The 14609-nt window shown below is 35.3% G+C and carries 15 protein-coding genes and 1 pseudogene; 5 read left to right on the top strand and 11 right to left on the bottom strand.

Annotated features, from left to right (window positions below; all coding sequences use genetic code 11):
- Positions 1–132: 132 nt before the first annotated feature.
- Positions 133–1290 (top strand): lipid-A-disaccharide synthase, encoded by a 1158-nt coding sequence (gene lpxB / locus F4V57_RS12530; protein ID WP_070070908.1) that lies wholly within the window; start codon positions 133–135, stop codon positions 1288–1290.
- A 70-nt stretch (positions 1291–1360) separates the two neighbouring features.
- On the opposite strand, the gene ispD is transcribed toward lpxB, so the two are convergent.
- The 5 genes from ispD to F4V57_RS12505 form a co-directional block, all read right to left on the bottom strand.
- Positions 1361–2047 carry a 2-C-methyl-D-erythritol 4-phosphate cytidylyltransferase gene (gene ispD, locus F4V57_RS12525; RefSeq protein ID WP_141729285.1) on the bottom strand — a complete coding sequence of 229 codons (687 nt, stop codon included), beginning with the start codon at positions 2045–2047 and terminating at the stop codon, positions 1361–1363.
- On the bottom strand, positions 2034–2414 hold the full coding sequence (locus tag F4V57_RS12520; protein WP_070070783.1) for a septum formation initiator family protein: 381 nt from the start codon (positions 2412–2414) through the stop codon (positions 2034–2036). The genes ispD and F4V57_RS12520 overlap by 14 nt, the downstream gene beginning before the upstream one ends.
- Positions 2415–2425: 11 nt before the next feature.
- Positions 2426–3718, bottom strand: coding sequence for a phosphopyruvate hydratase (eno, locus tag F4V57_RS12515; protein ID WP_070070784.1), 1293 nt, complete (start codon positions 3716–3718; stop codon positions 2426–2428).
- A gap of 61 nt (positions 3719–3779) precedes the next feature.
- A complete protein-coding gene (gene kdsA, locus F4V57_RS12510; protein WP_070070785.1) occupies positions 3780–4637 on the bottom strand; it encodes a 3-deoxy-8-phosphooctulonate synthase in 858 nt (285 codons plus the stop codon).
- A gap of 18 nt (positions 4638–4655) precedes the next feature.
- The gene (locus F4V57_RS12505) at positions 4656–6296 is read right to left on the bottom strand and encodes a CTP synthase (protein ID WP_070070786.1); all 1641 of its coding nucleotides are present in this window, start codon (positions 6294–6296) and stop codon (positions 4656–4658) included.
- Between the two features lie 234 nt (positions 6297–6530).
- Between F4V57_RS12505 and F4V57_RS12500 the strand changes: the two genes are divergently transcribed.
- Positions 6531–6971: a hypothetical protein gene (locus F4V57_RS12500; RefSeq protein ID WP_070070909.1), complete on the top strand. Its 441-nt coding sequence runs from the start codon at positions 6531–6533 to the stop codon at positions 6969–6971.
- A gap of 97 nt (positions 6972–7068) precedes the next feature.
- Here the strand turns inward: F4V57_RS12500 and F4V57_RS12495 are convergent, their stop codons facing one another.
- On the bottom strand, positions 7069–7515 hold the full coding sequence (locus F4V57_RS12495) for a hypothetical protein (RefSeq protein ID WP_070070787.1): 447 nt from the start codon (positions 7513–7515) through the stop codon (positions 7069–7071).
- A gap of 409 nt (positions 7516–7924) precedes the next feature.
- Here F4V57_RS12495 and F4V57_RS12490 point away from each other — a divergent pair, with 409 nt between their 5' ends.
- On the top strand, positions 7925–8602 hold the full coding sequence (locus tag F4V57_RS12490) for an O-methyltransferase (RefSeq protein ID WP_070070788.1): 678 nt from the start codon (positions 7925–7927) through the stop codon (positions 8600–8602).
- A gap of 153 nt (positions 8603–8755) precedes the next feature.
- Here the strand turns inward: F4V57_RS12490 and F4V57_RS12485 are convergent, their stop codons facing one another.
- The 4 genes from F4V57_RS12485 to F4V57_RS12470 form a co-directional block, all read right to left on the bottom strand.
- Complete coding sequence (locus F4V57_RS12485) at positions 8756–9598, bottom strand: universal stress protein (protein WP_070070789.1); 843 nt, start codon at positions 9596–9598, stop codon at positions 8756–8758.
- 131 nt (positions 9599–9729) lie between these two features.
- Entirely contained in the window at positions 9730–10356 is a 627-nt protein-coding gene (locus F4V57_RS12480; RefSeq protein ID WP_070070790.1) for an acyltransferase, read from the bottom strand.
- A gap of 125 nt (positions 10357–10481) precedes the next feature.
- On the bottom strand, positions 10482–11069 hold the full coding sequence (locus F4V57_RS12475) for an IMPACT family protein (RefSeq protein WP_070070791.1): 588 nt from the start codon (positions 11067–11069) through the stop codon (positions 10482–10484).
- 488 nt (positions 11070–11557) lie between these two features.
- Positions 11558–11749, bottom strand: a complete 192-nt coding sequence (locus F4V57_RS12470; protein WP_070070792.1) for a hypothetical protein — start codon at positions 11747–11749, stop codon at positions 11558–11560.
- A gap of 778 nt (positions 11750–12527) precedes the next feature.
- On the opposite strand from F4V57_RS12470, the gene F4V57_RS12465 reads away from it, so the two are divergent.
- Complete coding sequence (locus F4V57_RS12465) at positions 12528–13082, top strand: lipocalin family protein (RefSeq protein ID WP_070070793.1); 555 nt, start codon at positions 12528–12530, stop codon at positions 13080–13082.
- A 781-nt stretch (positions 13083–13863) separates the two neighbouring features.
- Here F4V57_RS12465 and F4V57_RS12455 read toward each other — a convergent pair.
- Positions 13864–14064 (bottom strand): hypothetical protein, encoded by a 201-nt coding sequence (locus F4V57_RS12455; RefSeq protein ID WP_070070795.1) that lies wholly within the window; start codon positions 14062–14064, stop codon positions 13864–13866.
- Positions 14065–14515: 451 nt separating this feature from the next.
- Between F4V57_RS12455 and F4V57_RS15060 the strand changes: the two are divergent.
- Positions 14516–14609, top strand: a pseudogene (locus F4V57_RS15060) (helix-turn-helix domain-containing protein); the annotation flags it as partial.

The following is a 14609-nucleotide window of genomic DNA, read 5'->3' as shown; positions in this document are numbered from 1 at the left end:
GGTTTGTATATTCCTGTCGTTCATCGTATTTTTATCATTTATTTATGAATCATTCGTTTATTGTGTTAAATATCGTAATCACAGTAATCTACTTAAAAGGATGACAGTGTGCCTAAACGCTTAAAAATTGCAATGGTTGTTGGAGAAGTCTCTGGTGATACGCTAGGTGCTGCACTAATACGAAATTTTAAGGCTAAAGGTATAGATGCCGAATTTGAAGGAATTGGTGGTCCACAAATGATTGCCGAAGGTTTTCATAGCTTATATTCTATGGAAACGCTCTCTGTCATGGGGCTGGTGGAAGTACTAAAACATTTAAAAGAATTATTCGCTGTACGTGATAGTTTAATTCAACGTTGGACTCAAAATCCTGTTGACCTATTTATTGGTATTGATGCACCTGATTTTAATTTACGCGTTTCAAAAAAAATAAAGGATAAAAATTTACCGATCCATACTGTACAATATGTTAGTCCATCCGTATGGGCATGGCGACAAAAACGGGTTTATGCCATCAAATATGCTGTTGATTTGGTATTGTGTTTATTTCCTTTTGAAGTTGAGTTTTATCAAAAATATCAGGTTGCGGCAGTTTTTGTTGGTCATCCACTGGCTCAGCAACTTTCATTAACTCCAAACAGCCAACAAGATGCAAAGCAGCAATTGGTACTCGAGCCACAGCAGCAGTATCTGGCTTTACTTCCAGGGAGTCGTCATGGTGAGGTTGCCAGATTACTACCTGTAATGCTAGAAGCTGTGGTAGAAATTTTGCCACAACACCCCAAACTTAAATTTCTAATTCCTGCAATTAATCAAAAACGTGCTGAACAAATTCAGGAAATACTTGCACAACAACCAACCACTATTCAGCAACATATTCTAATGATTGAAAATCAAAGTAAGGAATCCAATATTGGCAGGTTAGTGATGCAAGCCAGTGATGCCATTGTTCTTGCATCAGGAACAGCAACACTTGAGGCATTATTATTACATCGCCCAATGCTGGTCATTTATAAATTAAACTGGTTGACCTACCAAATTGCCAAACACATGGTAAAAATTCCTTATGTGTCTTTACCCAATATTTTATCCAAAAAAATGCTGGTAAAAGAACTGATTCAGAATCGGGTGACAGCACAAACTATTGCACATGAAGTTAACTTATTGCTTGATCCTGAACAAGGCCAGCAGCAACAGCAACAACTAATACAGCTACATCAATTATTAACCGTAGACCAATCTATTCAGGATCCTGCAATTGCAATTTTGCAGCATTTTCAAATACAATAATTTCAAGGTGAAACCAAATTTTGGATGGATTAAAAAGTTTAGCATTATCTAAATTTAAATCATTTTAATGCTAAAAACTTTGTAAAATTAGTTTGGCAAGCTGCAAATCTTCCGCATAAGTAATTTTAATATTGTCCGAACGTCCGGGAATTAATTTTATTGCGATGCCTAAAACTTCTAAAGCACTTGCTTCATCAGTTACTACAATTTGTTTTTGTTGCGCTTTTTCCAAAGCAGAACGCAACACTGCATATTTTACGATTTGTGGTGTCTGAGCCTGCCACAAATTTTCACGATCCACCGTATGAGCAATATATTGATGTTTCTCTGCATATTTTAAAGTATCACGAACAGGGACAGCAATAATACCTGCAACTTCATCCTTATGACAAAACTCTATAATGTATTGAATCTGGGTCTGGTGCAAACAAGGTCTAGCTGCATCATGAACTAAAACATAATCATCATCTGCTGCGTAATCACGAAGATGATTTAACCCAGCCAGTACCGAATCCATTCGCTCCTGACCACCCAGACAAAATTGTACAGGATGATCAAACACCAACTGTTTTGCAATTCGATCCTCAGTAGAAATACTGATAACACATCCTGCCAAAGGTAATTGATACAATGCATTTACACTATGTTGAAGAACAGTTTTATCACAAAGTTGCTGATATTGTTTTAATTGTGTGGTAGAAAAACGTTTACCTGAGCCTGCTGCTGGAATAACAGCCCATAATTTAGGGATTGCCATCTTCATCAGTTTCATTGGTAATTTGGTCTTCTTTCGAAACCTTAATATCATTATAGTAAATGGGTTGATAATCTTTACTGATCATGCTCATTTGTACAAAAGTTTCATGTGGTTTAATCAATCCCAGATCAAGGCGAGCATGTTCCTCAATGGCCTCTACACCATTTTTTAAATCAAAAACTTCTGCTGCCAATACCCGGTTTCTTTCCCGTAATTCCTGATTAACTTCTGACTGATTGCCAATATCTTGCAAAAGCTGCTTATGTTGATAGTAACCACCTTCACCAAACCAATAGGCGTATTGCAGACCTGCGACTAAAAGTGTCGCAAGTCCCAGAATGATTCTACCTGTAATTGAGGTAAACATGCATCAAAGCCTTATTTAGTTAAGCCTTTGAATTCAGCCTTACCGTGATAAGGTGCTTTGGTCAACTCTTCAATACGAAGTAATTGATTGTATTTTGCAACACGGTCAGAACGACATAAAGAACCTGTTTTGATTTGACCTGCAGCAGTACCAACAGCCAGATCAGCAATGGTTGAGTCTTCGGTTTCACCTGAACGATGAGAAATAACCGTAGTATAGCCATTGTTTTTTGCCAAATAAATGGCATCAAGTGTTTCAGATAATGTACCAATCTGGTTATATTTGATCAAAATAGAATTCGCTACTTTTTGATCAATACCACGTTGTAAGATTTTTGGATTGGTAACAAACAAATCATCGCCAACCAACTGGATTTTGTCACCAAGAATTGATGTCAAGTATGCCCAGCCATCCCAGTCAGATTCATCCAGACCATCTTCGATAGAAATAATCGGATATTGTTTTACCAAACCAGCAAGATAATCTGCAAATTGATTGCTAGTAAATGATTTGTTCCCTTCGCCTGCCAAAATATATTGACCGTTTTTATAAAATTCAGATGATGCGCAGTCCAATGCAAGCATGATATCCGAACCAGCTTTATATCCTGTTTGCTGAATTGCTTGAAGAATAACAGTAATTGCTTCTTCATTTGAACGCAGGTTTGGCGCAAAACCGCCTTCATCACCTACCGCAGTATTTAATCCCTGTTTTTTTAATACAGATTTTAATGAGTGAAAGATTTCAGCGCCAGCACGTAAACTTTCTGCAAATGAAGTAAAGCCTACAGGCTCAATCATAAACTCTTGAATATCAACAGTATTATCTGCATGTGCGCCACCATTTAAGATATTCATCATTGGTACAGGCATACTTAAAGTTGATTGACCACGTAAATTCGCAATATATTGGAATAATGGTAATTTTTGTTCTTGTGCAGCAGCACGTGCAGCAGCCAACGATACCGCTAAAGTTGCATTTGCACCAAGTTTTTCCTTATTTTCAGTCGCATCCAGTGCAATCATTTTATCATCAAGAAGCTTTTGTTCAAAAACATTTTGACCAACCAATAATCCATGGATTGCATCATTAACGTTTTTTACAGCCTGACGTACACCTTTACCTAAATAGCGAGCTTTATCGCCATCACGTAATTCCAAAGCTTCACGGGAACCCGTTGATGCACCACTTGGTGCGCAAGCACGGCCAACAACACCAGACTCTAATATTACATCAGCCTCGATGGTTGGATTCCCACGAGAGTCCAAAATCTCACGCGCTCGAATGTCAGCGATTTGGCTCATTAATTTTTCCTCTTTTGCTTGTTTACATCATCATTGATAAAAAATACGCCCAAAATGAGTATCAGTGCGTATCGAGTGTTTCAAATCCTTTCACTAGTGTATCAAGTTGCTTCAATTGTGCCAGAAAAGGTTCAAGCTGAGATAATCTCAATGCACATGGACCATCACACTTGGCATGATCCGGATCTGGATGTGCTTCCAAAAATAATCCAGCTAATCCAGTCGACATACCTGCCCGTGCCAATGTGGTAATTTGTGCGCGACGACCACCGGCAGAGTCTGAGCGACCGCCTGGTTCTTGTAAAGCATGTGTGACATCAAAAAATACCGGTACGTTCATGGTTTTCATAATATCGAAACCTAACATATCAACGACCAGGTTATTGTAACCAAAAGCTGAACCACGTTCGCATAAAATCAATTTGTCATTTCCTGCTTCCAAACATTTATTCAGGATATGTTGCATTTCACGTGGTGACAGAAATTGTGCTTTTTTAATATTAATGATGGCATTGGTCTTTGCCATAGCATCAACTAGATCGGTCTGTCGGCTTAAAAAAGCTGGTAATTGAATGATATCAGCTACTTCTGCTACAGGTGCCGCCTGATACGGTTCATGTACATCTGTGATGATTGGGACATTAAAATGCTTTTTAATTTCAGCCAACCATTCAATTCCCTTATCCAAACCCGGACCACGAAATGAGTGCAGGCTTGAACGATTTGCTTTGTCAAAACTTGCTTTAAAAATATAGGGAATGTCTAAACGCTGACAAATTTCAATATAGGTTTCAGCGATTTCGAAAGCCAAATCTTTTGACTCCAGAACATTCATTCCACCAAACAATACAAATGGCAAATGGTTTGCCATTTTAATATCACCTAATTCAACAATTTGTTTTGCATGTAGCTCAGACATTCACACTGCCCTTAAAATTTAGTTTGTAACGTTTTGATGTTGTGTTTTTGCAGCAGCAACAAAGCTGGCAAATAATGGATGTCCATCACGTGGTGAACTGGTAAACTCGGGATGGAATTGTACCGCAATAAACCATGGATGATCAGGAATTTCAACAGTCTCAACCAAGTGCTGAACTGATGAATAACCTGAAACCTGCATACCGGATTTTTCAATATCGGCAATGAAACGATTATTCATTTCGTAACGATGGCGATGACGCTCAATAATTTCAGCACGTCCGTAAATATTACGGATTTTTGTGCCTTCTAGTAATTCTGATTTTTGTGCCCCCAAACGCATGGTGCCACCAAGATCAGATTCATCACTTCGTTGCTGTAATTCACCGCGTTCATCTAACCATTCTGTGATCAAGCCAATCAAGGGTTGTTTTGTATTACGATTAAATTCTGTGGATGTTGCTTCTGTTAAACCAGCGGCATGTCGGGCAAATTCAATGACTGCAAGCTGCATCCCCAGACAAATTCCCAGATAAGGAATTTTATTTTCCCGCGCATAACGAATAGCCTGCATTTTACCTTCAGTACCACGTTCACCAAAACCACCCGGAACCAAAATGGCATCAGCACGACTTAAAACCTGTGCAACATCCTGCGATTCCAGTGCTTCTGCATCCACATAATCAATCTGGACTTTGACACGATTTTTAATACCGGCATGAATTAAAGCTTCATTAACAGATTTATAGGCATCTGGAAGCTCAACATATTTACCAACCATCGCGATACGTACAGTAAATTCAGGATTAAATAATGCTTCGCATACTTGATCCCAGTCTGATAAATCTGCTTCTGGTAAATCAAACCCAAAACGTTCACAAATTAGATCATCAACATCTTGTTCATAGAAGTTGCGAGGAATTTGATAAATGGTTTTTGCATCTTTACACACCACAACTGCTTCTGGTTGTACATTGGTAAATAATGCAATTTTACGTTTAGTATCTGCATCGACATCATGTTCAGTACGACAAATTAAAATGTCTGGTTGAATACCAATAGACAAAAGTTCTTTGACTGAATGCTGTGTCGGTTTGGTTTTTAGTTCAGATGCAGAAGAAATATATGGCAACAATGTCAGATGCATCAACATTGAATGCTTATGGCCAAGCTCCACCATTAATTGGCGTACAGATTCCATAAATGGTAAGGATTCAATATCACCAACTGTACCCCCAATTTCGACAATCGCAACATCAAAACCTTTACCTGCATTGAGTACCCGTTCTTTAATGTTATCGGTGATATGAGGAATCACTTGAACAGTACCGCCCAGATAATCACCACGGCGCTCTTTGTTCAGTACATCCTGATATACTCGACCACTGGTAAAGTTATTTAATTTGGACATTTTGGAACGTTTAAGAAAACGTTCATAATAGCCTAGGTCAAGATCTGTTTCCGCACCATCTTCTGTGACAAAAACTTCCCCGTGCTGGAATGGACTCATTGTGCCTGGATCAACATTAATATACGGATCCATTTTCACCATTGTGACTTTTAAGCCACGAGCCTCTAAAAGTGCAGCGACAGAAGCTGCTGAAATACCTTTACCCAGTGATGAAACTACACCACCAGTAACGAATATAAAATGGGTCATTAAAATTCTCGTACAATGGCACCGATAATCGGCATACAATGTTTTGCAATTTTACTTTACTCCACCCCTATAAAGCAAAATTAATTATCATTATTTGACAAACAAATTTATCAATCGCATGAATAGCCAACGTTTACTACATTTACTGCATAGATTATGTAATTTGCTTAATACAAACCATTAAAACATTGTTATACTTGTTCCCCCTCAATAGCCATAATCAAGTCATTGATGATGAAAAAGACGTTTATTAAATTAGGTTTAGTCTGCCTTGTTGGCACTTTGGTATTAACTGCCTGTGTAAAAAAAGAAGAGTCTGAAAAAGAGCAAGATCAAACGCAAACAGAGCAACAGGCTTCTGGTACGCAAGCTGCTCCATCGATGGATCAACCTGAATTTAAACCACTGGATCAGGCACCTTCTGAAGATCAACCTGTGCCACCAGGCATACATGATGCACCACCACCAGAACATCATCCTCAGCAAAAGCCTGAACAACATCCGGATCAAACCGTACAGCCTTTTGAACAACCGGTGAAATCTGAATCGAAACCAGTAACACCACCTGCTAAAGGTAATGCTGACCTTGCCAGCAAATCATCAACAAACGATGCATCCACAGATGATGCCGTTGCCGCAGCGATGAAAGCTGCACAACCTGCATTAGATAATTAATATAATTTGTATTCAAAAAGCTGAAGATTCAAACCTTCAGCTTTTTTTTATTTTAAAATTTTTACTTTATTATTTTCTGTTTAATCTTCATCATTACTTACTTTGGCGATGTGTTACCTAATTCCGGATGTTCCAACGCATCTTTACATAATGATTTATCTCGTTCATATTCTTTTTGTTTTACAGCAAGATCCGATGCCTTATCCATCACTGCCCTTGTCCATACATCCAGACTGGTTAAAGATTTTCGGCATAATGCATACTTACCTTCTGTCACTGCATCAGTCATTTTGACTTCAACCCGCCAGCGAGTTGATAATTCACGTAGTGGTTCACGTATATTTTCCTGTAATTGTTCTTTTTGTCCGGAATACAACACTTGATCTAATTGATTAATTAACACCCAGGCTTCATTTGCCATAGCAGTTGCGTCATTGGTAGGCTTTATTGCAGGCGTAATTTCCTGTTTTCTATCATCATTACAGCCAAATAAAAAAAATGATGTCAAACAGAGACTACTAAACACAACCAATGTCGTTTTCATTGTTAAAGAACCATATATAAAACCAATAATCGATATGCATACTAAGGAATTGCTTTACTTTCCTCAACTATTTTTGATTGATTTTTGAATCAGAATAGCTGTAACAACACAATGATAAACCTTATAAATTACTAGACAAGACTATCATACTCCATATCCATTAATTATTTCATTTATTAATAATGTTAAAAAGTATATTATTAACAACCATACATAAATCAACTGAGTAACACGACGATAAAATTATTTATAATTAAATTTAACCATAGTGAATAGAGATATGATAATTTTCAAAATTATTTCATCACATAGGAATCCAGAACAATTCAGCAGAATAGTATGCACATTACTGGCAACTTAATGTGGCTATGTTTAAAATAAACAGTCTTTTTTCAAATCTTATTTTCTGATGTTAAACCCAGACCAAAATACATGGACTGCTGTAGACCAATACATTGAACAGCACCTTATTCCTGAAAATCCGATTCTCCAGAAAGCATTAGATCATACTGCTGAACGTGGTTTCCCCGGACATTTACATGTTGCACCCAATCAAGGTGCTTTCTTAGCCATGTTGATTCAGATGAATCAATGTAAACGTATTTTGGAGCTAGGAACTTTTGCTGCATACAGTACAATTTATATGGCACAAGCTTTAGCTGAAGATGGCTATATTCTTACCATTGAAGGAAGGGATACCCATATTGCACTTGCACAGGAAAATATTAATACATCGGGATATTCACAGATCATTGATGCAAGATTAGGACGTGCTATGGATGTTTTACGAGAATTACCAACCGACACACCCCCTTTTGATTTTATTTTTATTGATGCCGATAAACAAAGCTATCCTGAATATCTGGAATTATGCTTGTCATTTTCTCATTCGGGTACGATTATTGTTATGGATAATGTGATTAGAGCTGCCGAAATTATTAATCCAGATAATCAAAAACCTAGCATTACGGGTTTGAGAGAGTTATTTCAATTGTTAGATCATCACCCTAAGCTGGCCACTTGTACTGCATTACAAACTGTAGGCTGTAAAGGATATGATGGTTTTGCAATTGCCATTGTTAAATAATGACATAAAAACAATGCAGCCTGTTATTTTTTACCCAATTGACTCCAAGCCCTAATATTGCAAGGCATACAATCTTTTATAAACACAGTTATCCACATATTTTGCGGATAACTGTAAGGTATCAAATCACATGTTTTTGATGTGTTCAAATTTTCAACGAAGAACCAGCATGGGGACTTCTGATTCTTTAAAGATTGTTAAAGTTGTACTGCCTAAAAAGAATTGGTGTAATTTACTATGACTAAATGCCCCCATCACCATTAAACCTGTATGGTGTTGATCCTGATACTGTAATAATGTTTCGGCAACATCACCATAAATATATTCTGGTTTAACATCAATACCTGCGGCCTGTAAATGACCTATCGCATAGTCAAGAATACCATTTTGGTCACCAACATAGACCAGATGACAAGTTAATCCTCGTAATAAGTCACTATGTTCAATACGTTTTACCATATTCTGACACACTGGAGAATATTCATAAGCAAATAAATAGCTAGCAGGAGGAACAAATTTTTCACCAACAGTTAAAACCGTTGATTTTGCTCCACGAATTAAACCTTCAACATTACTTCCAACAGGTTTATCATTTTCTGCAGCATTTTCTCCAATTTTTCCGACCACCACAATGTCCTGTTGTTGCAATTCATCAAAACATTGTTCAAGAAAATCACCGCGCCGTTGAATAATCTTAGGTTCTATTGAAAAACGGTTGCGAACCAATTTAGATATGTATTTGAGTAAATCATCGCTATATTTTTGTGCCAGTTCATATTGTTTCTCATCCAGTTCTGCCAATTCTTTCAATAACATGGCATTACTTTCAAATCCAATGACACCACTAATTTCCCCAAGATGGTAACTTGCTGGACGATAGTCCAAAACTTGTAATAAAATAAGCTCTCGGCCAGTTTTTTGCGCCACCCATGCTGCTGCCTCAGCAGTTGCATTGACACAGGGAGAAGCATCAATACATGCAATAACTCTGGTCATGATTACACTCCTTTTGATAGGATTTAATTTATCTTATGCGAAATACCATCGCTTAGATATGATCAATTTATACCTTTGTGTAACCGAAATAGCGAGGATTTTCATGCTATCTGCTATTTTTTTAAGCATTTTTACTTCTTATTTCGACGATCTGCAATCTTTTGTGCAGGATTTCCAGCCATGATGGCATAGCTTTCCACATTCCTTGTCACGACAGCATTCATTCCAATAACAGCATAATCATCTATATGCACACCATCGACAATTCCAACATCTGCACCAATCCAGACATCCTTGCCAATAAAAACTCCTTTTGACCTTACCGGCTGTTCATAAATTGCCATATTTGTTTTCATACCGTGATTAAAAGCATATATATGTGTATAAGCAGCAAGTCTAACTTGGTCAGAAAGTGTGATACCAGCTCGCCCTCCATCAAGTGTACAATGATGGTTAATCGCAACTTCATTACCAATATGGAGTGGACCATGCAAAACACTGTCAGCAGCCACAAAACTATGATCACCGATGATAATTTTTCGCCCCGGCTCAGCAAAAAGATGTGCTAATGGCGAAATAAAACAATTTTCTCCAATTTCAATGTCCTCCATTTCCTGTAAATACTGCTGATAATCTTGCTGCCATGCTTGTGCCCAGAGTTTATTTCTAGGTTTTAATTTCCAATATAACCAAGGCATATAATTTAATCGATGTTGATGCTGTTCACGATATTTTAATAACGGATCATGTTCAGGCATTTATATTTCCTTTTTATACTTTATACAGGATTCAAAACATACAGCATTAATTTTGGAATATATTAAAGTTACCATACTGATAAATAAAATAGGACTTAATTAGATAATATCAAAAACTATGACCCTTAATCTTCAATAATTTTGAGATGTTCACGACCTCTAGTTAAATTTTGTAAAAACTTTTGTAGTAGCTCAATTTGATCAAGTTTTAATTCACAATATATATTGACACCTGTCGCAGTATATTGTTCCTGATATTCTGACTGATATTGATGAAGTTCATATTGTAACTGTGCCCATTCTGAAAAATTACAGCATAAAAAAGCATGTTGAGTTGGAATTAATTCAATTTTTTCTGCCAGTAATAAGGTTTGCCCTGCACATCCACCGTATGCACGAACCAACCCACCCGTACCAAGTTTGACACCACCAAACCAACGATTAACTAAAACTAGTACGTTAGTCAGTTCATTACCTTCTATTGTTGCCAAAATTGGGCGACCTGCGGTTCCTGAAGGCTCACCATCATCATTGAAGCGTACGTCATGACCAATTTTCCATGCCCAGCATTGATGCGTGGTGGTGGAATTTTTATACTGCAATAAAAAGTCCTTTACATCCTTTTCAGATTGTACAGGTGTAGCAATTCCCTGAAAGCGACTTTTTTTAATTTCTTCTTCAAAGCTAGCACTATTGGCAATCGTAAAAGACATATAAAAATCACATGAATTAAAAACTTGATTGAATTCAACGCTGGAAAAAATACTTTATTTATCCAATGCGTAAATTATGCGTTTATTATCAATAAATGCATCAAAAAAATCAATTTCATTAAAACTTAATTGATACATGACTAGCTTACTAATAATTTACAATTCTTAAACAGGTTAAATTTTATTATAAAATTACTTTTAATAATCCAAAGCATTACTACGACAACCGAAATATCATACTAAATTTTAATGGTTTAACTTTGTTAATCTGATTCTGTACTGTTGCCAGCAAATGAATTAAAAAATAATCAGAAGATCAATTACTACAACCTTTTGAGCATCTGTAAATATTTTATAATTATAAATTAAATAAAAATAATATCAGTATACTTATGTCAAAATTTCCTTCATGAAATATGATATTAATCAAGTAAAATCCCACCAAATTGATAGGATTTTAACTTTTTTCATTAAAGTTATCATCTTATTTACAACGTGTTTAATTCATTATCAGTTGTAAAAATAATTGCTGCTAAGATAGGAATGCCTAAAATAACAGGCATCATCATAATCCATAATGTTGTAGCTTGGCTAGAAAAGAAAAAGTGAATCGCTATAGCAGTTAAGGCAATCACAGCAAACAAAATTATCAAAAATCGAATCGCAAATTTAAGAAGCATTCTTTAATCCTCAAATAAATATATTTATTATATACCTTATACTTATAATAGTGTATTGTCTATGGCTACTGTATCTTTATAAATATAAAAATTACTTTAAAGTTAGAATGATTTTTTATAAAACAATAAAAATCAAATACTTAATACTCATTTATTGAGGAGTTCAGACATAACTCCGCCAGAAAATATCAAGAATGCTATCATTCAAGCGGTTAAAGATGAAGACAAAAGCAAACTAACGAACTAATTCAAGAAAATTGTATTTATCGGATCAATTACCTAAAAATTCAGGCACATTACATGTACATATAAATTTTGTACGTATAGCCTATCAATGGCTGAAAGCATAAAAACTGAATAGTACTATAATCTTTCAAGTAAATTTTTATAAAAATTTAGATTAATTCTCAAAATCCAATTGTCATTATGGTAATAATTTAGTTAAATTTTCAATACATAAAGAGTTTAGTTAATAATTTTAAAGATAAGAAAACAAGATCAGATTTATGAATTTCTCATTAATATTACTGATCGTAGTTTTTTTGTTTTACTGGTTACAAGATTTGATTTGGATTAGCTGACTGCAAGCTTCATGCTTTACTTTTGTATCTATTGCTTTTGGGTAGTTAATTTTAATTCTAAAGATAAATGGTATATTGTGTGTAGTTTAGAACTAAAATTAACAGTATGATTTGATGATATAACATATTTTTACTTTAATCTTGGTCAAATATGTTCCAATGTCATACAACAATGCATAAAATGAATTAGGATTAGCATGAATAAAAAGATTTATATGGTATTGGCAATTGTAGCTATACCTTTGGCAATCAAAACTATGCAAGCCCGGGCAGAAACTCAGGTTAAAGCTGTAGAAAAAGTTGACATTGACCAATATATTGGAAAATGGTATGAAATCGCACGTTTACCTATGTATTTCCAACGTAAATGTGCCAGCGATACCACAGCCGAATATGCTATTAATACTTCTAAAACATTAAAAGTATTAAATACTTGCCAAACCAAACAAGGTAAAATCAATACGGCTCATGGTCTTGCTACAGTCAAGAATACAGGCAACAGTCAACTTACAGTAAGTTTCCTGCCCACGGGTTTAAGATGGTTACCTTTTACCCAAGGTGACTATTGGATACTGAGAGTAGATTCAGATTATACAGTGGCTTTGGTCGGTGGACCATCTAAAAAATATCTCTGGATATTATCTAGAACGCCAACCATAGATGATAAACTTTATCAATCCTATCTGGATACAGCGAAGCAACAGGGTTTTGATATTTCAAAATTAATTAGGACATCACACTACAACCCTTAATATTTGGCTGACTATTTAATCTTTTCTAATAAATGGTGAATTATTTTGATTAAAATAAGCAATGAATAATAATACGCAGCGCTTTAATTATTTACTAGTTTCATTTAGCTCTCATCGAGTTTCGTATTAGAAAAAAATTATCTTTGAGAGCATACTTTAAATTATCTTCACAACAATTAATCTAGCTTTTACTATATGCCTCAAAAGCCGATAATGATGTATAGAATCTCGAATGTTTAGCAATAAAAGTCTCAAAATCACATCAATGATATCAAATTTATTTATTTTTGCTTTGGTCGCCAATCTTAGTTAGCCATCCACATTATTTTTGAGCCAGTAAAACTAATCGACTAATATAGCTTCTTGATTACCCTGTTACGATCTGAGTTGATGGCAGAATCTCAAAACTGAAAGGTGATTGCACGGTAAATGCCATCTGTACCGAAATTTGGAGAACTAAAATTCATTTAACTCAAATTCATGACTTTTGTTGAGACTTTTCACATTTAATTCTCAAGTCTTCAATAGCTCGTGGATCCATTGGTGCAGTCATCATATTTCTATAATTCATGCATTCAGATGTTTCCTTATATTCTTTTTGGATAGTAGTACAAGCCACTAATATCAATACAATAAAACACATATATACGTAGTTCATTTAAAAAACCTTTTGATTATCTAATTTATTAAAACTTATTTAGTAAATTAGTTATGTGTAGAGATGTTATTTTAAGTAATAAAAAAGCCCATCATCGCTGATAGACCTTATCATTTAGTTTATTTATAAATCAGTACCGACAAACGCACTGGAAATATAAAAAGCTTCATCCAAATCTTCTGAAGATTCAAATTCGACATCCAGATAAATGACCTCTGCCCCTGTCTTTTCCTTAAAATCTGCAAACTTCTCTACTAAAAAATCTGTTATTTCATTTTCTAAAGTAGATCGTTCTTGACGATATTTCTCTATTGCTTCTTTCATGAGTTTTACCAGAATGTGACTGAGAATTTATATCAAAGCAAACTATTGTTAAAATAGTAAGACAAGAAGCAACCATACATAGCGTTGATTAGTAATAGTCTTGATCGTCAACTAATACAGTACTACCAAGATCAAAGAGTGTTAAACGTTAAATTTTGCTAGTCTTAATCTGAAATTTTTTAACGTATTTAAAATACAGCACATTCATTGATTGACAGAATTTTTCAAATTCTAAGTAACTTTCATTTACCTTAGGTAATAATCTTGTTCTAGCTTTTTACTAGGTGACAGTTTATGACCTGTTGCTGTGTAGTGCATTATATCCATATAATGTCACTTAATAAAAAAGGTAATATTTATAAGATAGAATCTTTCACTGTAAAAAACCACCCGGGAGTGATCTGCCCCCAATAAGTTGGACACTTGTTCTAATTTGAAAAGGTGCTTTTCTATGGCTAAATATTCTCAAGAATTTAAACTTGAGGTTGTCCAATACTACTTATCTGGTTTTGGTAAAGTTTCAACTGGTAATAAATACAATGTTC

The organism is Acinetobacter qingfengensis, assembly GCF_008693185.1.
GTDB lineage: Bacteria > Pseudomonadota > Gammaproteobacteria > Pseudomonadales > Moraxellaceae > Acinetobacter > Acinetobacter qingfengensis.
This window is presented reverse-complemented; position numbering and strand designations above follow the sequence as displayed.